This is a genomic window from Pseudomonas sp. B14-6 (assembly GCF_013260315.1).
Classification (GTDB): Bacteria; Pseudomonadota; Gammaproteobacteria; order Pseudomonadales; family Pseudomonadaceae; genus Aquipseudomonas; species Aquipseudomonas mandelii.
Genome location: NZ_CP053929.1, coordinates 4,247,106 through 4,264,931 on the forward strand (window position 1 = coordinate 4,247,106; position 17,826 = coordinate 4,264,931).

General features: G+C 61.0%; 18 protein-coding genes and 1 other RNA gene. 8 read left to right on the forward strand and 11 right to left on the reverse strand.

The window, feature by feature from the left end; all coding sequences use genetic code 11:
* Window positions 1-43 precede the first annotated feature (43 nt).
* The 3 genes from HP062_RS19500 to HP062_RS19510 all read left to right on the forward strand — a co-directional run bounded on the left by HP062_RS19500 (window position 44) and on the right by HP062_RS19510 (window position 2,647).
* Window positions 44-382 carry a hypothetical protein gene (locus HP062_RS19500; RefSeq protein ID WP_172791897.1) on the forward strand — a complete coding sequence of 113 codons (339 nt, stop codon included), beginning with the start codon at window positions 44-46 and terminating at the stop codon, window positions 380-382.
* Between the two features lie 90 nt (window positions 383-472).
* The gene (locus tag HP062_RS19505) at window positions 473-2,257 is read left to right on the forward strand and encodes a GspE/PulE family protein (RefSeq protein WP_077747176.1); all 1,785 of its coding nucleotides are present in this window, start codon (window positions 473-475) and stop codon (window positions 2,255-2,257) included.
* A gap of 69 nt (window positions 2,258-2,326) precedes the next feature.
* Window positions 2,327-2,647 (forward strand): DUF2388 domain-containing protein, encoded by a 321-nt coding sequence (locus tag HP062_RS19510; RefSeq protein ID WP_169857239.1) that lies wholly within the window; start codon window positions 2,327-2,329, stop codon window positions 2,645-2,647.
* 174 nt (window positions 2,648-2,821) lie between these two features.
* Here the strand turns inward: HP062_RS19510 and gcvP are convergent, their stop codons facing one another.
* The 10 genes from gcvP to HP062_RS19560 form a co-directional block, all read right to left on the reverse strand.
* Window positions 2,822-5,695, reverse strand: a complete 2,874-nt coding sequence (gene gcvP, locus HP062_RS19515; protein WP_172791898.1) for an aminomethyl-transferring glycine dehydrogenase — start codon at window positions 5,693-5,695, stop codon at window positions 2,822-2,824.
* 173 nt (window positions 5,696-5,868) lie between these two features.
* Window positions 5,869-6,252 carry a glycine cleavage system protein GcvH gene (gene gcvH / locus HP062_RS19520; protein ID WP_010464979.1) on the reverse strand — a complete coding sequence of 128 codons (384 nt, stop codon included), beginning with the start codon at window positions 6,250-6,252 and terminating at the stop codon, window positions 5,869-5,871.
* 49 nt (window positions 6,253-6,301) lie between these two features.
* Window positions 6,302-7,384 carry a glycine cleavage system aminomethyltransferase GcvT gene (gene gcvT, locus HP062_RS19525; protein WP_172791899.1) on the reverse strand — a complete coding sequence of 361 codons (1,083 nt, stop codon included), beginning with the start codon at window positions 7,382-7,384 and terminating at the stop codon, window positions 6,302-6,304.
* A gap of 155 nt (window positions 7,385-7,539) precedes the next feature.
* Complete coding sequence (locus tag HP062_RS19530; RefSeq protein ID WP_102594811.1) at window positions 7,540-9,156, reverse strand: iron ABC transporter permease; 1,617 nt, start codon at window positions 9,154-9,156, stop codon at window positions 7,540-7,542.
* Between the two features lie 211 nt (window positions 9,157-9,367).
* Entirely contained in the window at window positions 9,368-10,372 is a 1,005-nt protein-coding gene (locus tag HP062_RS19535) for an extracellular solute-binding protein (RefSeq protein WP_010464985.1), read from the reverse strand.
* Between the two features lie 219 nt (window positions 10,373-10,591).
* The gene (locus HP062_RS19540; RefSeq protein WP_172792597.1) at window positions 10,592-11,809 is read right to left on the reverse strand and encodes a 2-octaprenyl-3-methyl-6-methoxy-1,4-benzoquinol hydroxylase; all 1,218 of its coding nucleotides are present in this window, start codon (window positions 11,807-11,809) and stop codon (window positions 10,592-10,594) included.
* A gap of 9 nt (window positions 11,810-11,818) precedes the next feature.
* On the reverse strand, window positions 11,819-12,304 hold the full coding sequence (locus tag HP062_RS19545; protein WP_010464988.1) for a DUF4442 domain-containing protein: 486 nt from the start codon (window positions 12,302-12,304) through the stop codon (window positions 11,819-11,821).
* Window positions 12,297-13,484 carry a 2-octaprenyl-6-methoxyphenyl hydroxylase gene (gene ubiH, locus HP062_RS19550; protein ID WP_083375501.1) on the reverse strand — a complete coding sequence of 396 codons (1,188 nt, stop codon included), beginning with the start codon at window positions 13,482-13,484 and terminating at the stop codon, window positions 12,297-12,299. Before ubiH ends, HP062_RS19545 begins: the two co-directional genes overlap by 8 nt.
* Window positions 13,481-14,815: a Xaa-Pro aminopeptidase gene (gene pepP / locus HP062_RS19555; protein ID WP_077747170.1), complete on the reverse strand. Its 1,335-nt coding sequence runs from the start codon at window positions 14,813-14,815 to the stop codon at window positions 13,481-13,483. Before pepP ends, ubiH begins: the two co-directional genes overlap by 4 nt.
* A 26-nt stretch (window positions 14,816-14,841) precedes the next feature.
* Entirely contained in the window at window positions 14,842-15,402 is a 561-nt protein-coding gene (locus HP062_RS19560) for a YecA family protein (RefSeq protein ID WP_010464994.1), read from the reverse strand.
* 124 nt (window positions 15,403-15,526) lie between these two features.
* Between HP062_RS19560 and HP062_RS19565 the strand changes: the two genes are divergently transcribed.
* The 4 genes from HP062_RS19565 (at window position 15,527) to HP062_RS19580 (ending at window position 16,951) form a co-directional block, all read left to right on the forward strand.
* Window positions 15,527-15,736, forward strand: coding sequence for a TIGR02449 family protein (locus tag HP062_RS19565; RefSeq protein WP_003213954.1), 210 nt, complete (start codon window positions 15,527-15,529; stop codon window positions 15,734-15,736).
* On the forward strand, window positions 15,733-16,050 hold the full coding sequence (locus HP062_RS19570; protein WP_007942435.1) for a cell division protein ZapA: 318 nt from the start codon (window positions 15,733-15,735) through the stop codon (window positions 16,048-16,050). The genes HP062_RS19565 and HP062_RS19570 overlap by 4 nt, the downstream gene beginning before the upstream one ends.
* A gap of 30 nt (window positions 16,051-16,080) precedes the next feature.
* Window positions 16,081-16,259, forward strand: a non-coding RNA gene (ssrS, locus tag HP062_RS19575) — 6S RNA.
* An 86-nt stretch (window positions 16,260-16,345) separates the two neighbouring features.
* On the forward strand, window positions 16,346-16,951 hold the full coding sequence (locus tag HP062_RS19580; protein WP_010465002.1) for a 5-formyltetrahydrofolate cyclo-ligase: 606 nt from the start codon (window positions 16,346-16,348) through the stop codon (window positions 16,949-16,951).
* 35 nt (window positions 16,952-16,986) lie between these two features.
* Here the strand turns inward: HP062_RS19580 and HP062_RS19585 are convergent, their stop codons facing one another.
* Window positions 16,987-17,139 carry a hypothetical protein gene (locus HP062_RS19585; protein WP_007942433.1) on the reverse strand — a complete coding sequence of 51 codons (153 nt, stop codon included), beginning with the start codon at window positions 17,137-17,139 and terminating at the stop codon, window positions 16,987-16,989.
* Window positions 17,140-17,340: 201 nt separating this feature from the next.
* On the opposite strand from HP062_RS19585, the gene HP062_RS19590 reads away from it, so the two are divergent.
* Window positions 17,341-17,790 carry an EVE domain-containing protein gene (locus tag HP062_RS19590; protein WP_172791900.1) on the forward strand — a complete coding sequence of 150 codons (450 nt, stop codon included), beginning with the start codon at window positions 17,341-17,343 and terminating at the stop codon, window positions 17,788-17,790.
* The last annotated feature ends 36 nt before the right edge of the window (window positions 17,791-17,826 follow it).

Below are 17,826 nucleotides of genomic sequence, written 5' to 3' on the forward strand. Positions count from 1 at the left end.
GGCACCGAATGTAAAAATTTCTCCATAGATTTGGAGACCGACCATGCCGCACCTGGAAGCTGTGAACACCTCGCCTAACCGCGCCGATGTCTGGCACGCCGGCAACGCGCACTGCCGCGTTCATTACCAACTGCTGGCGGAAGCCGAGCCGGACCTGCTGTGCCGGGCGCTCAACCTGTTCGCTTTGCAGTTTCTGACGCCGCAACAGGTCAGCGCGCAGCGGATGGACGATCTGATGTCGATCGACATCGTCATGGACGGGTTGAGCTGGCATCGCGCAGAAGTGATTGCGGAAAAATTACGTAACCTGATCAACGTGTGTTCGGTGGAGCTGCAAGCGGCTGATTCCCTGCGGGAAGCGCCTGTTCAGGCGGCGGGCTGACAAACCTCGACACGGCTTCGTCGGGTAGTGGCCCAACGGTCGGCGGGTCCGCGACTATCCTTTGCGAACTGTTGTTCATGAGGAGCCCGCATGTCCGTTCAACTTGCCATTCAGGACCGCTGGCTGGATCTCAATGATTTGCTGCGTGAACTGGTCGCCCAGGGCTTTATCAGCCAGGACTCGGCCGAACACGCGCTCAATGCCCGCCGCCGCCACGCCACCCATGGCCAGATGCATCCCCTGGAATTCATCGCCAGCCAGCACCTGGACGACCTCAGCCGTCCCGGTAAACACCTCGACCTGGAAAGCCTGACCCTGTGGCTGTCGCAGCAGGCGGGCCAGCCTTACTTGCGCATCGATCCGCTGAAAATCAACGTGGCGGCGATTACGCCGCTGATGTCCTACGCCTTCGCCCAGCGTCACAAGATTCTGGCGGTGTCCATCGACCGCGACGCGGTGACCGTGGCCAGCGCCCAGCCTTACGTCAACGGCTGGGAAGCTGACCTGACTCATGTGCTGAAACTGCCGATCAAACGCGTAGTGGCCAACCCGGTGGACATCCAGCGCTTCAGCGTCGAGTTTTTCCGGCTGGCCAAATCGGTCAGCGGTGCGACCAACAACGATCAGCAGGCCAGCAACCTGGGCAATTTCGAACAATTGCTCAACCTCGGCGCCAGCGACCAGGAACCGGACGCCAACGACGCGCACATCGTCAACATCGTCGACTGGCTGTTCCAGTACGCCTTCCAGCAGCGCGCCAGTGATATCCACATCGAACCTCGACGCGAGCAAGGCACGGTGCGCTTTCGCATCGACGGCGTGCTGCACAACGTCTATCAATTCCCCCCGCAAGTGACCATGGCCATCGTCAGCCGCCTGAAAAGCCTCGGGCGAATGAACGTGGCGGAAAAACGCAAACCCCAGGACGGCCGGGTGAAGACCAAGACCCCGGACGGCGGTGAGGTCGAGCTGCGGCTGTCGACCTTGCCGACGGCATTTGGCGAAAAAATGGTCATGCGGATCTTCGACCCGGAGGTGCTGCTCAAGGACTTCGATCAGTTGGGCTTCTCCGCCGAAGACCTGCGCCGCTGGCAGGACATGACCCGCCAGCCCAACGGCATCATTCTGGTGACCGGGCCAACGGGTTCAGGCAAAACCACCACGCTTTACACCACGCTGAAGAAACTGGCGACGCCGGAGGTCAACCTCTGCACCATCGAAGACCCGATCGAAATGGTCGAGCCGGCCTTCAATCAGATGCAGGTCCAGCACAACATCGACCTGACCTTCGCCGCCGGTGTTCGCGCGCTGATGCGGCAGGATCCGGACATCATCATGATCGGCGAGATTCGCGACCTCGAAACCGCAGAAATGGCGATCCAGGCCGCGCTCACGGGTCACCTGGTGCTCTCGACCTTGCACACCAATGACGCGCCCAGCGCGATCAGCCGCTTGCTGGAACTCGGCGTGCCGCATTACCTGATCAAAGCCACGGTGCTCGGCGTCATGGCCCAGCGCCTGGTGCGAACCTTGTGCTCGCACTGCAAGGCACCACTGACGTTGGGTGAAGAAGACTGGCAAACCCTGACCAAACCCTGGCAAGCGCCACTGCCCACCAACGCCCAGCGCGCCATCGGCTGCCTGGAATGCCGCGACACCGGCTACCGCGGCCGCGCCGGGGTCTACGAAATCATGCAACTGACGGATGGCGTTAAGGCGCTGATCAATCCCGACACCGATCTGCTGGCGGTACGGCGCCAGGCGTTCAAGGAAGGCATGCGCAGCCTGCGGCTGTCGGGGGCGCAGAAAGTGGCGGCCGGCCTGACGACCATCGAGGAAGTCTTGCGCGTGACGCCGCAGAGCGAACAAAAGTAGGCACGGCCGTCACGGAACTGGATGGGGGGAAAGGCATCCAACGCCGTAGTTAACCAGTGGAGTCACCCCATCATGCGTCTCAAACTTGCTGTCGCTACCATCGCGTTGTTGTCCCTTCCAGTCGGTTCGGCGATGGCCGATAGCTTTTGGCGTAACGTCATTTCGTCCGGTGCCACCACCGGTTCGACCTACCTGACCTTCAAGGATCACAAGCTGATCGTTGCCGCGCAGGACGATGCCGGCAGCTTCGTTGCCAGCGACGGCGGCATCCGCGGTCCTTATCTGGAAGCCGCAATGCAGAAAGTCCGCGCCGACAATCCGGGCCTGCAGGCGACGGACATGGAGCTGGCCAATGCGATCCTGGCAAAGAATGCCGTGGCTTCGGAATAAGCTGTTCAGCTGAATAAAAATGCCGCTCCCATGAGCGGCATTTTTTTGCCCGACACAAAACCCTGTAGGAGCGACCTGCTCGCGATAGCGGTGGATCAGTCAACATTTCAGCGACTGTTGCACCGCTATCGCGAGCAGGCTCGCTCTTAAATTGGATTTGCGTAGTCCGGGCGATCAGCGGTAATCATCGACGGGCACGCAGGCACAGAACAGATTCCTGTCGCCATAGACGTTGTCCACCCGATTCACCACCGGCCAATACTTGTGCGCCTTGGTGTGCGCATCCGGCGTCACCGCTTGCTCGATGCTGTAAGGCCGCTCCCAGACCCCGGTGATATCGGCCAAGGTGTGCGGCGCTCGCTTCAGCGGATTGTCTTCGGCGGGCCAGTTACCGTTCTGCACCTCGGTGATTTCCGCGCGAATGCTCAGCATCGCCCCGATAAACCGATCCAGTTCGGCCTTTGATTCGCTCTCGGTCGGCTCGACCATCAGTGTCCCTGGCACCGGAAACGACATGGTCGGCGCATGGAAGCCGTAATCCATCAGACGCTTGGCCACGTCCTCTTCACTGATCCCGGTCAGCGCCTTCAATGGCCGCAAATCGAGGATGCATTCGTGCGCCACCCGTTCGTTGCGCCCGGTGAAGAGCACTGGAAACGCCCCGGACAAATGTTGCGCCAGGTAATTCGCAGCGAGGATCGCCACCTCGCTGGCATCCGCCAATTGCGGGCCCATCATGGCGATGTACATCCAGCTGATCGGCAAAATGCTCGCGCTGCCCCAGGGCGCTGCGCTGACCGCACCGTTCTGCGCCAGCGGTCCCTCAATCGGCACCACCGGGTGATTGGCGACGAACGGCGCCAAATGCGCGCGCACGCCTATCGGCCCCATGCCCGGCCCGCCGCCGCCATGGGGAATGCAGAACGTCTTGTGCAAGTTCATGTGGGAGACATCGGCGCCAATGTCCGCCGGCCGCGCCAATCCCACCTGCGCGTTGAGGTTGGCGCCGTCCATGTACACCTGGCCGCCGTGGCTGTGGATAACTTCACAGATTTCGCTGATGCCTTCCTCGTACACGCCATGGGTCGACGGATACGTCGCCATCAGGCAGGCGAGTTTGTCGCCTGCGTCCGCGGCCTTGCCTTTCAGGTCATCCAGATCGACGTTGCCGGCCTCGTCGCACTCGACGATCACCACGCGCATCCCGGCCATCTGCGCCGAGGCGGGGTTGGTGCCGTGGGCCGAGGACGGAATCAGGCAAATCTCTCGCGCCCCCTGATGACGGCTCTCGTGATATTTGCGGATCGCCAGCAGCCCGGCGTACTCGCCTTGAGCGCCGGAATTGGGTTGCATGCAGATCGCGTCGAAACCGGTGATTGCGCAGAGCCAGCGTTCCAGCTCTTCGATCATCAGCGAATAACCCACCGCCTGCTCTTTCGGTACAAACGGATGCAGGTTGGCGAATTGCGGCCAGGTGATGGGGATCATCTCGCTGGTGGCATTGAGTTTCATGGTGCAGGAGCCCAGCGGGATCATTGATTGGTTGAGCGCCAGGTCTTTGTTTTCCAGTTGCTTGAGGTAACGCAGCATCTCGGTTTCGCTGTGATGGGCGCTGAATACCGGATGACGCAGATAAGGTGAGGTGCGCAGCAGACCTGCCGGAATACCGGAAGCAAGGGTTTGAGCGTCCAGTTCGTCGACGTTCAGCCCATGATCAGAACCGAGGAACACATCAAACAGTTTCGCTACCGTGGATTCGTCAGAGGTTTCGTCGAGGCTCAGCCCCAACTGCCCGCGCCCGAGAATGCGCAAGTTGATCTGTGCAGCCTGGGCGCTTTCGATAATTGCGGTCTGAGTACCACCAACCTCCAGCGTCAGCGTGTCGAAAAAGTGGGTGTTGAGGCGAGTGATGCCGTGACGCTCCAGGCCAGCGGCGAGGATGCAGGTCAACCGATGGACGCGCTGGGCAATGCGTTTGAGTCCTTCCGGGCCATGGTAGACCGCATAGAAACTGGCGATGTTGGCCAGCAGCACCTGAGCGGTGCAGATGTTCGAGTTGGCCTTCTCCCGGCGGATATGTTGCTCACGGGTTTGCAGGGCCATGCGCAGCGCGACATTGCCGCGAGCATCTTTCGACACGCCGATGATCCGCCCGGGAATCGCCCGTTTGTACTCATCGCGACTGGCAAAAAACGCCGCGTGCGGCCCGCCGTACCCCACCGGCACACCGAAGCGCTGGGACGAGCCGAACACCACGTCGGCGCCCAACTCCCCAGGCGGGGTCAGCAACAGCAGGCTCAGCAGATCCGTCGCGACACAGGCCAGCGCCTGTTGGGCATGCAGATGATCGATCAACGGACGCAGGTCGCGGATCTCGCCGTGGGTGTCGGGATATTGCAGCAACGCGCCAAACACCTCGTGCTGTTTCAAGTTATCCACAGCGTCGATGATCAGCTCGAAACCGAATCCTTCGGCCCGGGTCTGCACCACGGAAATGGTTTGCGGATGGCAGTTCTCATCGACGAAGAACAGATTGCTCCGGGACTTGGCGACCCGCTTGGCCAACGCCATGGCTTCCGCCGCCGCCGTGGCTTCATCGAGCAGCGAAGCGTTGGCCAGTTCGAGGCCCGTGAGGTCGATGGTCAATTGCTGGAAATTCAGCAGCGCTTCGAGCCGCCCCTGGGCAATCTCCGGCTGATAAGGGGTGTAGGCGGTGTACCAACCGGGATTTTCCAACACGTTGCGCAGAATGACGGCCGGCGTGAGGGTGCCGTGGTAACCCATGCCGATCAGGCTGGTCCAGACCTGGTTTTGCTCGGCGTACCCGCGCAGCTTGGCCAGCGCAGCCTCTTCGTCGAGGGCCGGCGGCAAATCGAGCTCGCGGTTCAGGCGGATTCCCGGCGGTACCGTCTGTTCGATCAGTTCGACCCGGCTGCCGAGGCCGAGGCTGTCGAGCATCGCCTGTTGCTCGGCAGCATCGGGGCCAAGGTGGCGGCGAAGGAAGGCATTGGGATCGCGTAACTGGCTCAAGGACGGCAACTGGGACATGACGGGCTCTCTCTAGGCTGGCGCTCAACGTCGATGCAACACGGTCAAACCAGCATAGCAGCCGCTGCCAACAGCGAACCCGCGCAGGTGCGAGGCTTGCCCGCTCCCACAGGGAAATCCGTCAGGCGAAAAAAAGCCCCGACACGTCGGGGCTTTGGGATGACGCTGAAGGCTTAGTCGCCGATGGCGGCCTTGTAGCCGGCTGCATCGAGCAGCTTGTCCAGCTCAGCCTTGTCGCTAGGCTTGAGTTTGAAGATCCACGCGCCGTATGGATCGGTGTTCAGCAGTTCAGGCGAACCGTTCAGCTCTTCGTTGATCGCAATCACTTCGCCAGCAATCGGCGCATAGATGTCGGACGCAGCTTTAACCGACTCAACGACACCGGATTGATCGCCGGCAGCGAAAACTTTTCCGACTTCAGTCAGCTCAACGAACACCACATCGCCCAAGGCTTCCTGAGCGTGATCGCTGATGCCCACGGTAACGGTGCCATCGGTTTCCAGACGGGCCCATTCGTGACTTTCGGCAAAACGCAGGTCGGCAGGGATATCGCTCATGTTCTGTGTCCTCAAGAGAATTGTCAGCGGTCGTTGCCCGCCAAAAAGGTTAGATCAAGGTTTTGCCATGGCGGACGAAGGTCGGTTTGACCACCCGGACCGGGTACCACTTGCCACGGATTTCCACTTCTGCGCGGTCGGCAGTTGCCATCGGCACGCGCGCCAGTGCTATCGACTTGCTAAGCGTAGGAGAGAAACTACCACTGGTGATCTCTCCTTCGCCAACATTGGCGATACGGACCACTTGATGAGCGCGCAAAACCCCACGCTCCTCAAGGACCAGACCGACCAGCTTATGCTGCACACCACCGGCCCGCTCGGCTTCCAGAGCACTGCGACCAATGAACTGGCGAGTGGCCGGTTCCCAGGCAATGCTCCAGGCCATGTTCGAGGCCAGCGGTGAAACGTCTTGATGAATGTCCTGGCCGTACAGGTTCATGCCGGCTTCGACACGCAAGGTATCCCGGGCACCCAGGCCGATAGGAGAAATGCCCGCGCCCACCAGGTCGTTGAAAAACCCTGGCGCCTGATTGGCGGGTAGAACGATTTCCAGGCCATCTTCACCGGTATATCCGGTGCGCGCGATGAACCAGTCGCCGTCAGGCTGACCTTCAAAAGGCTTGAGCATCTGGATCAAGTTGCCGCGGGACTGGGTGACCAGTTCGGAAATCTTGTGCCGGGCATGGGGGCCTTGAATCGCCAGCATCGCCAGTTCGGAGCGCTCGTTGAGCTGCACATCGAAACCATCGAGGTGGGCCTGCATCCAGGCGAGGTCCTGATTGCGGGTGGAGGCGTTGACCACCAGCCGATAACTGTCCTCGAGACGGTAGACGATCATGTCGTCGACGATGCCGCCGCGCTCGTTGAGCATGGTGCTGTACAAGGCACGGCCAGGGCTGTGCAGGCGCTCGACGTCATTGGCCAGCAAATGCTGGAGCCAGGCCTTGGCCTGGGGGCCGGTGACATCAATCACGGTCATGTGGGATACATCGAAAACCCCGCAATCGCGGCGCACCTGATGGTGTTCCTCGACCTGCGATCCGTAATGCAGAGGCATATCCCAACCGCCAAAATCGACCATCTTCGCGCCAAGGGCGAGATGAAGGTCATACAGAGGCGTGCGCTGTCCCATGGGTTTCTCCTTCCGGGCGTGGCGAAGGTGCGGGCCGGTGCTTTACGGGCGAAAGCCTTGAAATAGAAGGCTTTGAGCCGATGTCAGCTACCAGGTCCGTAGGACGGACCGCACCGAATGCCGCGCATTGTAGCCTCAAGGTGTAGGACTGACACCTAGGCGTTTCGATGCGCCGAACGTCGAATCAATCCGATGACCGGTAACAGCCCGACCAAAACCAGCGTCAAGGCCGGCAACGAAGCTCTCGCCCACTCCCCTTCGCTGGTCATTTCAAAGATCCGAACCGCCAGCGTGTCCCAGCCAAACGGGCGCATCAGCAGGGTCGCGGGCATTTCCTTGAGCACATCGACGAACACCAGCAACGCAGCGCTCAAGGTGCCGGGCAGCAATAACGGCAGATACACTTTGAAAAACAGTCGTGGCCCACTGACCCCAAGGCTACGTGCCGCTTCGGGCAAAGATGGCCGTATTCGCGCCAGGCTGCTTTCCAACGGTCCGTAGGCCACGGCGATGAAACGCACCAGATAGGCCAGCAACAACGCCGACAGACTGCCCAGCAGCAATGGCTTGCCCGCGCCACCGAGCCAGCCCGACAGCGGGATGACCAGCTCGCGATCCAGATAACTGAACGCCAGCATGATCGACACCGCCAGCACCGAACCCGGCAGGGCGTAGCCGAGGTTGGCCAGGCTGATACCGGAGCGGATCGCCCGGGTCGGTGCCAGGCGCCGGGCAAATGCCAGCACCAGGGCAACGCTGACGGTGATCAGCGCGGCCATGCCGCCCAGGTACAAGGTGTGGACGATCAGACCGGCGTAACGCTCATCCAGGTCGAAGCGTCCACGCTGCCAGAACCACACCACCAGTTGCAGCATCGGAATGACGAAGGCACAGGCGAACACCAGGCCACACCAAGTCATGGCCGCCAACGCCTTGAAACCCCGCAGGTGGTACAGCGCCTTGATGCGAGGTCGTTCATTGCTGGTGCGGTTGGCCCCGCGAGCACGCCGTTCGCCGTACAACACGACCATCACCACCAGCAGTAACAGGCTGGCCAGTTGCGCGGCGGTGGAGAGGCTGAAAAATCCGTACCAGGTTTTGTAGATGGCCGTGGTGAACGTGTCGAAGTTGAACACTGACACCGCGCCGAAGTCCGCCAGGGTTTCCATCAATGCCAAGGCCACACCGGCACCAATCGCCGGCCGCGCCATGGGCAAGGCCACTCGCCAGAACGCCTGCCACGGTGATTGCCCCAGCACCCGCGCCGCTTCCATCAGGCCTTTGCCTTGGGCCAGGAACGCAGTGCGCGCCAGCAGGTAGACATAGGGATAGAACACCAGCACCAGAACAAGGATGACGCCGCCGGTGGAACGCACTCTCGGCAATCGCAGCTCGGTGCCGAACCATTCGCGCAGCAAGGTTTGCACGGGGCCGGCGAAATCCAGCAGGCCGACGAAGACGAAGGCCAGCACGTAAGCAGGAATGGCAAATGGCAGCATCAGCGCCCAGTCCAGCCAACGCCGGCCGGGAAATTCGCAGAGGCTGGTGAGCCAGGCGAGGCTCACACCCAGGAGCGTGACGCCGATACCGACGCCGAACACCAGGGTCAGGGTATTGCCCAGCAGGCGCGGCATCTGGGTGTCCCAGAGGTGGGACCAGATTTGCTGATCGATGGTTTGCCAGGAGAAGAACAGGACGCTTAGGGGCAGCAGGACCAGCGCGGCGATGGCGAAGACCAGGGGATACCAGCGGCGTTGGGCGGGGTGGGCCAAGGGGATTCTCTAGAAAATATGGGCCGACTCTAACCTGAAGTCGGCTCCATTTTGTGGCGAGGGAGCTTGCTCCCGCTCGGGTGCGAAGCAGCCGCAGGAGGTTATCAGATCATCTCGATCCTGACCTGTCGACGCCAACGGGGCCGTTTCGCAGCTCAGCGGGAGCAAGCTCCCTCGCCACAGGTAGCCGCTCGCCACAATAACGGTGAAGTCAGTTCCAGCCAGCCCGATCCATCATGCGAATCGCTTCAGCCTGACGCTTGCCGGCAATTTCCACCGGTAGCGTATCCGCCACAAACTTGCCCCAGCTCGCCACTTCCGCAGACGGCTGAACCGCAGGGTTAGCCGGGAATTCCTGGTTCACGTCAGCGAAGATCTTCTGCGCTTCAGGGGTGGTCATCCATTCAACCAGGGCTTTGGCGGCTTCTGGATGCGGTGCATGCTTGGTCAGGCCGATGCCCGACAGGTTCACGTGTACGCCGCGATCGCCCTGGTTCGGCCAGAACAGCTTCACGGCCAGGTCAGGCTTCTGTTTGTGCAGGCGGCCATAGTAGTAAGTGTTGACGATGCCGACGTCGCATTGGCCAGCGTTGATCGCTTCCAGCACCGCGATGTCATCGGAGAACACATCGGTGGACAGGTTGTTGACCCAACCTTTGAGGATCTTCTCGGTTTTTTCGGCGCCGTGCACTTCGATCATGGTGGCGGTCAAGGACTGGTTGTAGACCTTCTTCGCCGTGCGCAGGCACAGGCGACCTTCCCAGTTTTTATCGGCCAGCCCTTCATAAGTGGTCAGCTCGCCCGGTTTCACCCGCGCGGTGGAGTAGGCGATGGTCCGCGCCCGCAGGCTCAAGCCAGTCCAGGCGTGAGCCGAGGAGCGGTATTGCAGCGGGATGTTGGCGTCGATCACCTTGGAGGTGAACGGTTGCAGGATGCCCATCTGCTCCGCCTGCCAGAGGTTGCCGGCATCGACGGTCAGCAGCAGGTCGGCGGTGGCGTTCTCGCCCTCGGCCTTGATCCGCTGCATCAACGGCGCTTCCTTGTCGGTGATGAACTTCACCTGCACACCGGTTTTCGCGGTGTAGGCATCGAAGACCGGCTTGATCAGCTCGTCGATACGCGAGGAGTAAACCACCACCTCGTCGGCGGCCTGGGCAGTGGTGCTACCGATCAGGGTCAGGGCGAGTGCAGTCAGTAGACGCTTCGGTGCCAACATGGGAGCGATCTCTCGATTGGAAAATTGAGGGCAAATGATAAGGACTCACATTTAGCTTCTCAATCGAACAGTTCGCGGAGGCGTTACCAAATGTTGCATGGTCGACATGGGGGTGAATGTACCAACGCCATCGCAAGCAGGCTCGCTCCCACAGGGGAATGCATTTCAACTGTGGGAGCGAGCCTGCTCGCGATGAGGCCGTCTGCCGCAATGAAGATGTCAGGCCTTGGCCAGCGCCGGCAAATCCCCGATCAACCCCAGCGCTTCGCGCACGAACAACGCCTTGGCTTCCGGCATCTGGTCAACCATCTTCAACCCGGCATTACGCAACCAGCGAACCGGCAACGGATCCGCCTGGAACAAGCGTTCAAAGCCTTCCATCGCCGCCATCAACGCCAGGTTGTGCGGCATGCGCCGACGCTCGTAACGACTGAGCACCTTCACATCCGCCAATCGCTCGCCGCGCCCTGCCGCTTGCAGCAGCACTTCGGCCAGCACAGCGGCGTCGAGAAAACCGAGGTTGACGCCCTGCCCGGCCAGTGGGTGAATGGTATGCGCCGCATCACCGATCAACGCCAAACCTTCAGCCACATATCGCTTGGCATGCCGCTGACGCAGCGGCACGCACAAACGCGGGTCGGCGCTGAGCACCGTGCCGAGCCGGCCTTCAAAGGCGCGTTCCAATTCGAGACAGAAAGCGCCGTCGTCCAGCGCCATCAGGCGTTCGGCTTCGCTCGGCGTGGTCGACCAGACGATCGAACACCAATCCTGCTGACCGTCCCGCTCCAACGGCAGAAACGCCAATGGACCGTTGTCGGTGAAGCGCTGCCACGCGGTCATTTGATGAGGTTTGGAGTTGCGCACGCTGGTGACGATCGCATGGTGCAGATAGTCCCACTCGCGCGTGGCCACGCCGGTCAGGCGCCGCACCGCCGAATTGGCGCCATCCGCCGCTATCACCAGGGGCGCGCGCAAGGTGCGCCCATCGGCCAGGGTCAGCAGCCAGTCATCGCCGGAGCGGCGCATCTGCTCCAGACGCGCATTGGCCAGCATCCCGAGGTCGCAGTCGTGCAGACGATCCAGCAAGGCATCCTGAACCACGCGGTTCTCGACGATATGGCCCAGCACGTCGGCATGCACACTGGCGGCCGAGAAACGGATCTGCCCGGTGCCGCTGCCATCCCAGACCTGCATGTCGGTGTAAGGGCTGCTGCGGCGATTGGCGATGCCGTCCCACACGCCCAGGCGCTCGAGAATGCGCTGGCTGGCCGCCGACAAGGCACTCACCCTCGGTTCGAACGGCGCCTGGGCATCAAAGGGTTTGACGCTCATCGGGCTGCCGTCCAGCAACAGGACTTCCAGCCCGCTGTCCTGCAACGCCAGCGCCAGGGCGCTGCCGACCATTCCGGCCCCGACAATCAGCAGATCTGCGCGCATTTCCATGCTTTAAGCCTGTCTCGCTTGCGGTTTGAGCCGCACGTAAAGGGTTTTCTGCACCCGCGCCACCAGGGCGCCAGCACCGTCATGAATATCGACCTGCAACTGCGGCAGGTACTTTTCGCCGTTCGCTGTCTGTCGACGGATCTCGTCGAGCAAGGTCTCGTCGATGCTGAAGCGGGCGAACACCGGGCCTTTGCCCGGCGCGATGAAATCGATGTCGGCAGCCTTGTCCCAGACAATGAACTGACGACCGAGGTTTTCCATCAGCATCAGCATGTAGAACGGGTCGACCATCGAATACAGGCTGCCGCCAAACTGGGTACCGACGTAATTGCGGTTGTACCAACTCAGTCCCATGGACACTTGAATGTCCCGGAAGTCATCGCTGATGTGCTGCACCCGCACCCCGGCACCGAGGTACGGCGGGTAGAAGGTCATGAACCACCGCATCAACCGCGCTTTACCGAACGTATCAGTCAGCCACTTAAGCATCGGGACGCGTACCCAGGCCCATGGCTTGCCGGGCGAACCAGCGCTTGGCCGGCGGCAGCAGATCGAGACCGAGCAGGCCGATGTTGCGGCCCAGCGAAACCAGTGGCTGGGTGCTGCCGAACAAACGGGTCACCTGATCGGAGAACCCCACAGTCAGGTTCTGATCCATGCGCTGACGCTCGCGATAAGCCTGCAAGGTCGCGAAGTCGCCGGGCGACGTGTCGCTCGCCAGCAGCGCATCGGCCAGGGCTTGAGCATCACGCAACGACAGGTTGAAGCCCTGGCCGGCAATCGGGTGCAGGCTGTGGGCGGCGTTGCCGAGGATGGCCAGATGCGGACGCACTTGCTCTTCGGCTTCGATCAGCGTCAATGGGTACAGATGCCGCGCGCCCACCTGCTTCAGGGTGCCAAGGCGATAACCGAACACGCCCTGCAACTCGCTGAGGAAACTGCGCTCATCCAGCGCCGCCAGTCGTTGCGCGTCCATGCCCAAACGGGTCCAGACCAGGGCGCAGCGGTTGTCCGGCAGCGGCAACAACGCCATCGGGCCGTCATCGGTGAAGCGCTCGAAGGCCACGCCGTTATGCGCTTCGCTCGGGGTGATGTTGGCAATCAGTGCACTCTGGTTGTACGGACGCTTTTTGATGCCGATGCCCAATTGCTCGCGCAGGCCCGAACGGCCGCCATCAGCGAGCACCGCAAGGTCGCATTCCAGGGTGGTTTCATCGTTGAGGGTCAGGCGATAGCCATCGGTCAGCGGTTCCATGCGCGTGACTTCCGCCGGGCAACGCCAAGTGACCACATCCTTGTCCAGGCCCTGCCAGAGGCATTGGCCGAGCCAGGCGTTTTCCACCACATAACCCAGCGCCGGCACGCCCTCTTCCATCGCCGACAAACGTGCGGTGGAAAAACGTCCACGGTCGGAGACATGAATCTGCTTGATCGGCTCGGCGCGGCGGGAGATTTCCTGCCACACGCCCAACCGTTGATAAATCTGTTTGGCCCCGTAGGACAGCGCCGAAGAACGGGCGTCATAGCTCGGTTGATAGGTGTCGCCCGGGGCGAATGGCTCGATCAGCACGATCTTCCAGCCGCGGGCCTTGGCTCCGGCCTGCAACGCCAATGCAAGGCTGGCGCCCACCAGGCCGCCACCGATAATTGCCAGATTGACTCGACTCATGCCGCTTGTGTCCGCGCAGCAGCCATCAAGGCCTCGATCTCGGCGACCGTTTTCGGCACGCCTTGGGTCAGGATTTCACAACCGTTTTTGGTGACCACCACGTCGTCCTCGATGCGCACGCCAATGCCGCGCCATTTCTTCGCTACGTTCTGGTTGTCCGGGGCAATGTAGATGCCCGGTTCCACAGTGAGCGCCATGCCGACTTCCAGCACCCGCCATTCGCCGCCGACCTTGTATTCGCCGACGTCATGCACATCCATGCCCAACCAATGGCCGGCACGATGCATGTAAAACGCTTTATAGGCTTCGCTGGCGATCAACTCGTCGACGTCGCCCTGCAACAGGCCCAACTTCACCAGACCGGAGGTAATCACCCGGACCGTGGCTTCGTGCGCCTGATTCCAGTGTTTGTTCGGGGCGATTTCGGCGAATGCGGCTTCTTGCGACGCCAGCACCAACTCGTAAATCGCTTTCTGCTCCGCTGAATATTTGCCGTTGACCGGCCAGGTGCGGGTGATGTCGCTGGCGTAGCAGTCGATCTCGCAACCGGCATCGATCAACACCAGGTCGCCATCCTTGAGCACGGCGTCATTCTGCTGGTAATGCAGGATGCAGCTGTTACGCCCGGCGGCGACGATCGAACCGTAGGCCGGCATCTTCGCCCCGCCCTTGCGGAATTCGTAATCGAGTTCGGCTTCGAGGCTGAACTCGTGCAGCCCGGCCCGGCTGGCCTGCATCGCCCGGATATGCGCCTGGGCGGAAATCCGTGCAGCTTCGCGCATCACCTTCACTTCTGCCGCCGATTTATACAGGCGCATGTCGTGCAGCAGATGATCCAGGGCAACGTATTCGTTCGGCGGCTGGGCGCCGAGGTGCGCTTTAGAGCGGATCACGTTGATCCACTCCATCAGGTGCCGGTCGAATTCCGGGTTGCTGCCCATGGCCGAATACACCCGGTCGCGCCCTTCGATCAGGCCCGGCAGGATGTCGTCGATGTCGGTGATGGGAAACGCATCGTCGGCGCCGAAGTCGCGGATCGCGCCTTCCTGGCCGGCGCGCAGGCCGTCCCACAGTTCTCGCTCGGCGTTGCGTTCACGGCAGAACAGAATGTACTCGCCATGTTCGCGACCGGGCATCAGTACGATGACGGCCTGAGGCTCGGGGAAGCCGCTGAGGTACTGGAAGTCGCTGTCCTGCCGGTAGACGTGCTCGACGTCGCGGTTGCGTATGGCTACTGCGGCGGCGGGCAGGATGGCGATGCTGTTGGGTTCCATCTGCGCCATCAGGGCCTTGCGGCGACGGCTGTATTCCGATTTCGGGATATGAATCATGGGCAGATGGCGTTCCCTGGCAACAATTAATGCAGCGACGGCTTGGCCGCAGCCGGCTCTTCCGCTTTTTTGGTTTCGGAGAACAGCAGCAGCGGCGCAACGCGCAGGTATTCCATCACTTCCATGTAGTCGCTTTCGCCGTCTTCGGACTCTTCCAGGGCGTCTTGCACCTGGGAAATGGCCGCCAGATCCTGCAACACTTCGGTGGCTTCGGTGCTCAGCATGCTGCTGTCACGGCAGTTCAGGCCGAAACCGCTGAGAAAGCCCTGGCACCATTGGCCCAGTGCCGCGGCACGGTCAGCCAGTGGCGCGTCATCGGTCGGCAGCAGCAGAACGACAGTGACGTCGTCGCCGGTGAGCTCGCCCTTGACCATCTCCTGCAAGCCGATCAAGGCATTGCGGACATTATCCTGGGGCTCAGTTTCGAGCAGTTCGGCGGCATCGACCAGCCAGCCTTCGGCATCGAAACCTGCACCGGCGCAGCTGCGGCCGAGCAGCAGGCCGTGCAGTTCGGCAGGCGAGACGTTATGACCGCTGGAAGTCAGCAGGGTGGCGAAGGCTTGGTACGGGGAATTCTGAATGGGCATGGGCAGCTAGGCGCCAGACGGCGCTATGTCTAGAATGAAGGCCTTGTATCCTACATCGACAGACTCGCCAAGACTATTAAAGGCTGTCCGCCCGTTACCCCCATCAGACTATTCAGTGGACACAATGGAAGACACCGACCTGCAAGCGCTGATGGCCAGACTCGAACTGCTAATTAATCGGGTCGAGCAACTTAAGAGTCAAAACGGACTCCTATTAGCTCAGGAAAAAACCTGGCGCGAGGAACGCGCTCACCTCATTGAAAAGAACGAAATCGCCCGGCGTAAGGTCGAATCAATGATTTCGCGCCTCAAGGCCCTGGAGCAAGACTCATGAGTTCAAGCAATAGCGTTACCGTGCAGATCCTCGATAAAGAATATTCGATCATCTGCCCCCAGGAAGAGCGCAGCAACCTGGTGAGCGCCGCCCGTTACCTGGACGGGAAGATGCGTGAAATCCGCAGCAGCGGCAAAGTCATCGGCGCCGACCGCATTGCCGTGATGGCCGCGCTGAACATCACGCACGATCTTCTGCACAAGGAAGAACGCCCGGATGTGCAGGCCAGTGGCTCGACTCGCGAGCAGGTTCGCGACCTGCTGGATCGCGTCGATCTGGTGCTCGCCACCGATCCGGACGTCACCAAGGGCTGAAACACGAAACCGCTTGGGGTATACTCGCATCACTCCCTGGGGTGCTTGCCAGTTGACCACGTCCCTGAGCCGATTCGCACTACCCTGGAGGCTGCACGTTGGGCTGGTGTGCATGTCCGCTAGACGGAAAGCCTTAAAGCCTACTGCATCTTCCACCTTGAACTTTCGGGTTCAAGGGCTAAGTCAGCAGCGGTTCATCCGGGGAGCCTGATTCCAGTCCGATGCCGGTTTAAATACCGGCATCGGCTTTTTTACGGGTACGCTTTACGTATCCGTCCTGTCGAAGCCTGAATCCATGACCGAACCTGCGCTGCTGCCCCGCCCGCAACTTCGACGCATGCTGCGCAAGGCCCGCCGCGCACTGACCCCCAGTCAGCAACGCCAGGCTGCTCGCGGGCTGTACAAGCAATTGGCTCAGCAGCCGTTGTTTCGCCGGGCCAAACACATCTCCCTCTACCTGCCCACCGACGGTGAAATCGACCCGCGCCTGTTGCTGCGCGCGGCGCAACGTCGGGGCAAGGCGACTTATCTACCGGTACTCAGTGCCTGGCCGCGGACCAAAATGGTGTTCCAGCGGATTCGTCCCGGTGAAAAACTCAAACCCAACCGCTTTCGTATTCTCGAACCCCGGCACAACCTCGCCCGCCAGCGCAAAGTCTGGGCGCTGGACCTGGTACTGTTGCCATTGGTGGGATTTGACGACGTCGGCGGCCGCCTGGGAATGGGCGGCGGTTTCTACGATCGAAGCCTCGCCTACCTGGCGCGGCGAAAAAACTGGCGCAAGCCGACGCTGCTGGGCCTGGCCCATGAATGTCAGAAGGTAGAACGATTGGCTCAGGCGAGCTGGGATGTGCCGTTGCAAGGAACGGTTACCGACAAGGCGTGGTATTTCGCAGGCTAGACGCCACTGGAATCAGCGGCGTCCGAAAGTCAGGCTCAGCGTTTGAAGGCCGATGGCTGTTGTTGCTGTGCGATTTCGATTGGCGCGTCAGTCTTGTTGTTCCACAGGCTTTGGGCATAGCCGGTGGTCACGACGCCGAGGCCGAACAAAATAACCAAAATCCATAGTAAATCCGGTTTGCGTTTCATCGATTGCCCCCCAAAGGCACATCAACACGATGACAGCAGCGGTTTCCGTTGTAGGTGTAGGCCGTGCAGCAGCGTCAAGCTTAGAAGGCCGGCATTTTGCGGCAACGTGAACTGACACGCAAACGCTGGCGTCAACCGACTGTCGGTTTGTCATAAAATTGCCCGACAACTTGCCCAATCACCTCGCAAGGAGCAAAAACCATGGCCTATTGGCTGATGAAATCCGAGCCCGATGAACTCTCGATCAAAGACCTGGCGAAGCTTGGCAAAGCGCGCTGGGATGGGGTTCGCAACTATCAGGCGCGTAACTTTTTGCGGACGATGGCGGTGGGCGACGAGTTTTTCTTCTATCACTCCAGCTGCCCGGAGCCCGGGATTGCCGGGATCGGAAAGATTATTCAAGCGGCGTATCCGGACCCAACGGCGCTGGAGCCGGACAGTCATTACTACGATCCAAAGGCCACGCCAGAGAAAAACGCCTGGAGCGCGATTGATGTTGCGCATGTCGAGACGTTTTCCAAGGTGTTGAAGCTGGAATACTTGAAGCAGCAGACGGTGTTGGCCGAGATGCCATTGGTGCAGAAAGGCTCAAGGTTGTCGGTGATGCCGGTTACCGCCGAGCAATGGACAGCGGTGCTCGGCCTGCGCTAAACAAGCTGAACCGCCCGACGCTCTGGCCTGGATCGG

What these genes read in the sequence shown, in the direction of transcription:
- gcvT (WP_172791899.1), bottom strand. Translation starts at nt 7,384, where the DNA reads ATGGGACAGCGCACGCCTCTGTATGACCTTCATCTCGCCCTTGGCGCG.
- HP062_RS19580 (WP_010465002.1), top strand. Translation starts at nt 16,346, where the DNA reads ATGACCGAACCTGCGCTGCTGCCCCGCCCGCAACTTCGACGCATGCTG.
- HP062_RS19505 (WP_077747176.1), top strand. Translation starts at nt 473, where the DNA reads ATGTCCGTTCAACTTGCCATTCAGGACCGCTGGCTGGATCTCAATGAT.
- HP062_RS19535 (WP_010464985.1), bottom strand. Translation starts at nt 10,372, where the DNA reads ATGTTGGCACCGAAGCGTCTACTGACTGCACTCGCCCTGACCCTGATC.
- HP062_RS19545 (WP_010464988.1), bottom strand. Translation starts at nt 12,304, where the DNA reads ATGCTTAAGTGGCTGACTGATACGTTCGGTAAAGCGCGGTTGATGCGG.
- HP062_RS19500 (WP_172791897.1), top strand. Translation starts at nt 44, where the DNA reads ATGCCGCACCTGGAAGCTGTGAACACCTCGCCTAACCGCGCCGATGTC.
- HP062_RS19565 (WP_003213954.1), top strand. Translation starts at nt 15,527, where the DNA reads ATGGAAGACACCGACCTGCAAGCGCTGATGGCCAGACTCGAACTGCTA.
- pepP (WP_077747170.1), bottom strand. Translation starts at nt 14,815, where the DNA reads ATGATTCATATCCCGAAATCGGAATACAGCCGTCGCCGCAAGGCCCTG.
- gcvH (WP_010464979.1), bottom strand. Translation starts at nt 6,252, where the DNA reads ATGAGCGATATCCCTGCCGACCTGCGTTTTGCCGAAAGTCACGAATGG.
- HP062_RS19590 (WP_172791900.1), top strand. Translation starts at nt 17,341, where the DNA reads ATGGCCTATTGGCTGATGAAATCCGAGCCCGATGAACTCTCGATCAAA.
- gcvP (WP_172791898.1), bottom strand. Translation starts at nt 5,695, where the DNA reads ATGTCCCAGTTGCCGTCCTTGAGCCAGTTACGCGATCCCAATGCCTTC.
- ubiH (WP_083375501.1), bottom strand. Translation starts at nt 13,484, where the DNA reads ATGAGTCGAGTCAATCTGGCAATTATCGGTGGCGGCCTGGTGGGCGCC.
- HP062_RS19570 (WP_007942435.1), top strand. Translation starts at nt 15,733, where the DNA reads ATGAGTTCAAGCAATAGCGTTACCGTGCAGATCCTCGATAAAGAATAT.
- HP062_RS19585 (WP_007942433.1), bottom strand. Translation starts at nt 17,139, where the DNA reads ATGAAACGCAAACCGGATTTACTATGGATTTTGGTTATTTTGTTCGGC.
- HP062_RS19560 (WP_010464994.1), bottom strand. Translation starts at nt 15,402, where the DNA reads ATGCCCATTCAGAATTCCCCGTACCAAGCCTTCGCCACCCTGCTGACT.
- HP062_RS19540 (WP_172792597.1), bottom strand. Translation starts at nt 11,809, where the DNA reads ATGCGCGCAGATCTGCTGATTGTCGGGGCCGGAATGGTCGGCAGCGCC.